Annotated in this window: 5 protein-coding genes; 1 reads left to right on the top strand and 4 read right to left on the bottom strand. The window is 69.8% G+C overall.

Annotation, left to right across the window (positions count from 1 at the left end):
• Nucleotides 1-61 precede the first annotated feature (61 nt).
• The gene (locus CEY15_RS08990; RefSeq protein ID WP_245847437.1) at nt 62-1573 is read left to right on the top strand and encodes an aldehyde dehydrogenase; all 1512 of its coding nucleotides are present in this window, start codon (nt 62-64) and stop codon (nt 1571-1573) included.
• A gap of 86 nt (nt 1574-1659) precedes the next feature.
• Here the strand turns inward: CEY15_RS08990 and CEY15_RS08985 are convergent, their stop codons facing one another.
• The 4 genes from CEY15_RS08985 to CEY15_RS08970 form a co-directional block, all read right to left on the bottom strand.
• Nucleotides 1660-2322 (bottom strand): response regulator transcription factor, encoded by a 663-nt coding sequence (locus CEY15_RS08985; protein ID WP_017836154.1) that lies wholly within the window; start codon nt 2320-2322, stop codon nt 1660-1662.
• 60 nt (nt 2323-2382) lie between these two features.
• Complete coding sequence (locus CEY15_RS08980; protein ID WP_095718139.1) at nt 2383-3918, bottom strand: sensor histidine kinase; 1536 nt, start codon at nt 3916-3918, stop codon at nt 2383-2385.
• On the bottom strand, nt 3915-4613 hold the full coding sequence (locus tag CEY15_RS08975; RefSeq protein ID WP_095718138.1) for a hypothetical protein: 699 nt from the start codon (nt 4611-4613) through the stop codon (nt 3915-3917). Before CEY15_RS08975 ends, CEY15_RS08980 begins: the two co-directional genes overlap by 4 nt.
• A 140-nt stretch (nt 4614-4753) precedes the next feature.
• A complete protein-coding gene (locus CEY15_RS08970) occupies nt 4754-6580 on the bottom strand; it encodes a phosphoenolpyruvate carboxykinase (GTP) (protein WP_095718137.1) in 1827 nt (608 codons plus the stop codon).
• Nucleotides 6581-6645: the final 65 nt, after the last annotated feature.

Genomic DNA, 6645 nt, shown 5'->3' with positions numbered 1-6645 from the left:
TGGCGTGTTACTGACCCACGCTCCTAGCCGCCGCGCGAAGTCGGACACTCGTCTACCATGGGTGGAACGTGTTCTCGTTTTCTACCTCGCGGAGGTCCCCGTGGTCGTCGTCCATGACAAACTCTTCTCCGGCACCCGCTGGACCGATCCCATCACCACGGGTGTTCTCGAGGTGACGTCCCCGGCCACGAACGCCGTCGTCGGGAGGGTGGCCGAGACCACCACCGAGGACGTCGACGAGATGGTCAACCAGGCCCGCGACTCCTTCGAGTCGGGCGTGTGGCGGCGCACCCCGCCCGCGGAGCGTGGCGCACTGATCGGCCGGGTCGCCGACATGCTCGAGGAGCGCCAGGGAGAGGTCTGCCGGATCCTCTCCGACGAGATGGGCACTCCCACGGGCACGGCTGCGATGATCCAGGTGACGCCCACCCTCGCAGTGCTGCGCTACTACGCGGGGCTGGCCACCGACTTCCCGTGGTCCGAGGTGCGGCAGGGTGACTTCGGCGCCTCCGTGGTGACCCGCCAGCCCGTCGGGGTGGTCGCCGCCGTCACCGCGTGGAACGTCCCGCTCTACCTCAACTCGGCAAAGCTCGGCCCGGCCCTGCTCTCGGGCAGCTCGGTGATCCTCAAGCCGTCCTCCGCGACCCCGCTCTCCGCCCTGTGGCTGGCGGACCTGTTCCGCGAGGCCGGGCTGCCGGAGGGGGTGCTGTCGGTCGTCACCGGCCCCAGTTCCGTGGGCGACCACCTGGTCTCCCACCCGGAGGTCGACAAGATCTCGTTCACGGGATCCACCGATGTCGGAAAGCACATCGCCGGCATCGCCGCCCGGAACCTCACCCGGTGTTCGCTCGAGCTCGGCGGGAAGAGCGCCGCGATCATCCTCGAGGACGCGGACATCGCCGCCCACGCGGGCACCATGGTGTTCTCCGCGCTGATGAACTCCGGACAGGCGTGCGTGTCCCAGAACCGCATCCTCGCACCCCGGTCGCGCTACGCCGAGGTGGTCGACGCGCTGGTGGAGAACGTCAAGGCCATGCCGGTCGGAGACCCGTCCGACGAGGGCACCGCGTTCGGGCCGCTGGCCAACCACAAGCAGAAGGACAGCGTCGAAGGGTACATCCGCACGGGTGTCGAGGAGGGCGCGACCCTCGCCTACGGTGGCGGCCGGGTCGAGGGGCTGCCAGCCGGCGTCGCCGAGGGCGCCTTCGTCCAGCCGACCGTGTTCACCGACGTCGACAACTCCATGACCATCGCCCAGGAGGAGATCTTCGGGCCCGTGCTCCAGGTCATCGCGTACGACACCGTCGACGAGGCCGTGCAGATCGCCAACGACTCCGAGTTCGGCCTCGCCGGCGCCGTCTACTCGGCCGACCCGGACGCCGCGCTCGCCGTGGCGCAGCGGGTGCGCACCGGCACGATGGGCATCAACTGGTACGCCTTCGACCCGAGCGCGCCGTTCGGCGGCTTCAAGAACTCCGGACTCGGACGCGAGAACGGGCCCGAGGGGCTGGACGCCTACTGCGAACTGCAGAGCGTGCTCATGCCGTTCGGGTGGGAGCCCCCCACGCGGTGAGCGGCTGACCGCGCCACGCCACCGGCGGGCCGGGACCCCACCGGGTTACCGGCCCGCCACCGGGGCCGACGCGGTCACCCGCGAGCTCACTCCACGCGGTAGCCGACGCCCCGCACGGTGTGGACCTTGTTCTCGCCGATCTTGCGTCGCAACGACCGGATGTAGACGTTGACGATGTTCGAACCGGGGTCGAAGTCCATGCCCCACACGCTCTCGAGCAACTGCTCACGGCTGATGGTCTCGCCCTTGTTGCGCAGCAGCATCTCCAGCAGCGAGTACTCACGGTTGGTCAGTTCCTGGATGCGACCGTCGACCTCGACCCGGCGGGTGCGGATGTCCAGCCGCATCCCGGCGTGCTCGAGGATCCCCGGATCCTCCGACGCCTCGTGCTCGCGCAGACGGAGCCGGATGCGGGCCAGTAGCTCCGGCACCCGGAACGGCTTGACCATGTAGTCGTTGGCACCGGAGTCCAGTCCCTCCACGGTGTTCGCGACGGTGTCGCGGGCCGTGAGGATGATGACGGGTGCGGCGAAGCCGCGGTCGCGCGCCTCACGGAGCAGAGTCAGGCCGTCGACGTCCGGCAGCCCGATGTCGAGCAACATCAGGTCGATGTCGGAGATGGTCGACAGGATGGACCGCGCGCTCTCCCCGTCCACCGCCTCGAGTGCGGTGTACTCGGCGCCGCCGAGTGCCTTGACCAGTACCGAGCGGATGAGATCGTCATCCTCCACGACGAGAACATTCGTCATGCAACCCTCCTTCTCCGACAATGGAGTATCCCACGGGGAACCCGTGTTTCGAGCGTCACATCAGTCCGTGTCGTCCCCTGGGTCGTTGCTCGCGGGGACACAGGGGACGACGATGCAGAAGGCGGCCCCCCCGCCCTTGGCGTTGAAGGCGAACGCACGCCCGCCGTGTGCCCGGGCGATCGTCGCGACGATGGCCAGTCCCAGCCCGGTACCCCCGCGCCCGTCGCGGAGCTGCCCGCGGGCGGTGTGGAACCGCTCGAAGATGCTCTCCTCCTCGCCGGGTGGGACACCGGGCCCCGTGTCCCGCACCCACCACAACAGGCGTCGGCGGTAGGTCTCGCGTTCCGGCGGGTCGGGCAGCGGGCCCGCCGCCATGTCGTCGGTGACCGTCGGGTCCCCGGCGGCGATGGCGCGGCACCCGATCTCGATGACGTCGCCCGGGCCCGTGAACCGGACGGCGTTGGAGCAGAACTGGATGAGAGCCTGGGTGATCCGATGCTGGTCCAGCAGGGCGATGTCCTCCGCGTACGGGAGCACCGTCCACTCCCGGTCCGCGATCACGTCGATCTTGGCCTCGACGTCCAACACCAGTTCCGCCACGTCCGTGGGGGCGGTCCGGAGGAAGTCCGGCCGATCGGACCGCGCGAGGGTGAGCAGGTCCTCGACGATCCGGGTCATCCGCGACAACTCGTCCTGCATGATCCGGGTCGTCTCCGCCCGGGCATCGGGGTCCTCGGGCATGAGGTCGAGGTTGCCCTGCACCACGGTGAGGGGGGTGCGCAGTTCGTGGCCGGCATCGTCGAGGAACTCCCTCTGGGTCCGGTAGGCCTCCTCCACGCGCTCGAGCATCGCGTTGACCGTGTCGGCCAGTGAGACGATCTCGTCGGGTCCGTCGACCGGGACCCGACGGGAGAGGTCTGCGGCCGAGATCGTCTCCGCGGCCTCGCGGATCCGACGGACCGGGACGATCATCCGGCCGGCCAGGAGCCAGGCCACGAGCGCGCTGAGGACGATGCCGCCGGCGCCGGTGCTCAGCAGCAGGTCGGCGACGCGGTCGGTGTCCTCCCGGGTGGGGGCGTCACTGATCGCGACGACGATGTTGGCCGGGCCCGCGGGGCCGTCGACCTCGGCCTTCCGCCAGCGCACGGTGCCGTTGATGACTCCCGACCCCTCGTCTGACACCAGACCGATCCGCTGGATCTGGGACCGCATGGACGGGGGGAAGAGTGTGTCGTCCTCCGCGCTGAACCTCGAGAGCGTGAACTGCGTGCCCGACGTGGTGGCGGTCCCCACGAGGAGCAGTTCGGACGACGGATACTGCTGGGCCAGATAGGCACGGATGAGTTGCTCGGTGGTGGGGTCCTCCGTCTCGGACGACGGCAGCACCCCGGCGTCGATGAAGGTCGTGAAGTCGGCGGCCTCCCGATTGAGTCGCAGGTCCGTCGTCCGCTCAGCCGTGAGGTAGAGCACCTGCAGGGTGAACAGGACCATCGCGGTGAACACGGCCGCCGAGGTGAGCGTGATGCCGAGCGTGATGCGCAGGCGTGCCGAGTACCACCACCGGACCGAGCGAGCGCTGCCGAGCCGCGGGGTCACCCCGGTGTGGGCCGGGCGTCGGTCCGCGAGGAGTCGCGGGGTGGACCGTCGCCGCGCGGGGTGACGGCGGCGTGTGCCGGAGGCCCGGTGGTACCCGCGTGGTCGGGGCGACCGGTGCCCGCGGCGTGCGGCGGTGGTGGGCGGTCCATCGGGGGCGCTCCGACCGCGGGTGGGACCGCCACGGGCGCCACCTCGACGTCTGTCGAGAGGATGGCCGGACCCCCGACGGCCGGGGGTCGGGGAGCCGCCGCCGACGGGGCGGAGGTGGCGCCGCCGTCCGGTGCGGGGGCGGGGATCCGGCTCGTGGAGGTCGGGCTCCCGACCCCCGGAGTGACGGCGGACGGACCCGCTCGACGAGCGGGGAGGGGAGTACCCGGCCCGCCGGTCGCGTCCGAGAACGGCGCGAGGGTGGGCAGCGTGCTCGCCGAGGCGGGCAGGAGTGCGAGGAATCCCGGGATCGTGCCGGCGAGCATGACCGAGGGCATACCGGAACGCACCGTCAGGTGCGGTCTCGATCCCTCGATGAGGGTGCCACCGCTGTCGGCCAGGGGGTCCGATCGCGGTTCGGCGGCTTGGTCGGCGACCTCATCGACGGGGGGTGCCGGGGTGTCCACGGGGCCGAGCACCACGGCTGCCGCCGCGACCCCCACCCCTCCGGCGAGGACGGCGATGAGACCGACAGCGGCGAGTCTCATCCCACTTCTCCACTCATGCGCCCAGTGTATTGATGACGCGACCACTGTCTCACTGATCGGGGATCTTGGAAAGGGGCGTCGGTCACACGGATCGCGGGCGGGCCGCACCCTCGCAGGGTGCGGCCCGTCAGCCCGACCCGTCAGCCCAGGCGCTCCTTGAGTGCGGCGAACTGCTCGTGCACCTCGGACGGGACCTTGGGCCCGCAGAAGTCCAACCACTCGGTGATGAGCGGGAGCTCGCGGCGCCACTCCTCGGGGTCGATCGCCAGCGCTTCCTCGACGTCCTTGACCGGGGTGTCGAGTCCGGTGAGGTCGATGTCCGCGGCGCGGGCGGTGAACCCCGCAACGGTCTCGTCCGCCTCGACGCGGCCCTCGATACGGTCCACGACCCACTTCAGAACGCGGCTGTTCTCACCGAAACCGGGCCAGAGGAAGCGGCCGTCCGCGCCCTTGCGGAACCAGTTGACCAGAAAGACCTTGGGCATCTTGTCGCCACCGCGCTCGCCCATGTCCACCCAGTGCTGGAAGTAGTCACCGACGTTGTATCCGATGAAGGGCAGCATCGCCATCGGGTCCCGGCGGACCGCACCGACCTTGCCCTCCGCGGCCGCGGTCTGGCCGGAGGAGAGGGTGGCCCCGATGTAGACGCCGTGGTTCCACGAGTGTGCCTCGCTCACCAGAGGCACGGTGTCCGCCCGGCGCCCGCCGAACAGGATGGCCGAGATCGGCACGCCCTCCGGGGAGTTGAACTCCTCGGCCGTGACCGGGCACTGGTTGATCGGCACGCAGTAGCGGGAGTTGGGGTGGGCGGCGTTGCCCGCCCCGCCGTCGCCCACGGGCGTCCAGTCGTTGCCGAGCCAGTCGATCAGGTGGTCCGGGGTTCCCTCCAGATCCTCCCACCACACGTCACCGTCGTCCGTGAGGGCGACATTGGTGTAGATCGAGTTGCCCGCCTCCAGCGTCTTCATCGCGTTGGGGTTCGACGAGTAGTTGGTGCCGGGGGCGACACCGAAGAAGCCGTACTCGGGGTTGACCGCGAAGAGTCGGCCGTCCTCGCCGAAGCGCATCCAGGCGATGTCGTCCCCCACGACCTCGGCGCGCCACCCCTCGATGGTCGGCTGCAGCATGGCGAGGTTGGTCTTGCCGCACGCGGCCGGGAACGCCGCGGCGATGAAGTAGACCTTGTCCTCCGGGGAGATGAGCTTGAGGATGAGCATGTGCTCGGCCATCCAGCCCTCGTCACGGGCCATCGCGGAGGCGATCCGCAGGGCGAAACACTTCTTGCCCAGCAGCGCGTTGCCGCCGTACCCGGATCCGAACGACCAGATCTCTCGGGTCTCCGGGAAATGGGTGATGTACTTCTCCTCGTTGCACGGCCACGGGACGTCGTGCTGGCCGGGCTCGAGGGGCGCACCCACGGTGTGCAGGCCCTTGACGTACTCGCCGTCGGAGCCGATCTTCTCCAGCGCGGCGGTGCCCATGCGGGTCATGATCTTCATGGACACCACGACGTAGGCGGAGTCGGAGAGCTCGATGCCGAGCTTGGGGTCCTCGGCCTCGAGGGGGCCCATGCAGTAGGGCACGACGTACATCGTGCGACCACGCATGCTGCCGCGGAACAGCTCGGTCATGTGGCCGCGCATCTCGGCCGGGTCCCGCCAGTTGTTGGTGGGGCCGGCGCCCTCCGCGGTCTCCGAGCAGATGAACGTCCGCGACTCGACCCGCGCGACGTCCTTGGGGTCGGACTGGGCGAGGAACGAGTTGGGCTTCTTGGACTCGTCGAGTTTCACGAAGGTGCCGTGCTCCACCAGTTCCGTCGTGAGGCGGTCCCACTCCTCGTCCGAGCCGTCCGCGAAGACGACCCGCTCCGGCTGGGTCAGTTCGGCGACCTCGGCGACCCACGCGAGCATCTCCGCGTGATCGGTTGGCGCCTGACCCTCGAGGCCGGGAATGGTGGTGGTGGTCATCACAGCTCCTCGTACACGGTGCATGGTATCGATCACACACTATCGTCAACCCGATGGTCCCGCCG

It is taken from the genome of Dietzia natronolimnaea (genome assembly GCF_002289575.1).
GTDB classification, from domain to species: Bacteria; Actinomycetota; Actinomycetes; order Mycobacteriales; family Mycobacteriaceae; genus Dietzia; species Dietzia natronolimnaea_A.
The sequence above is the reverse complement of the archived record's forward strand: the minus strand, read 5'-3'. Positions and strand labels throughout refer to the sequence as shown.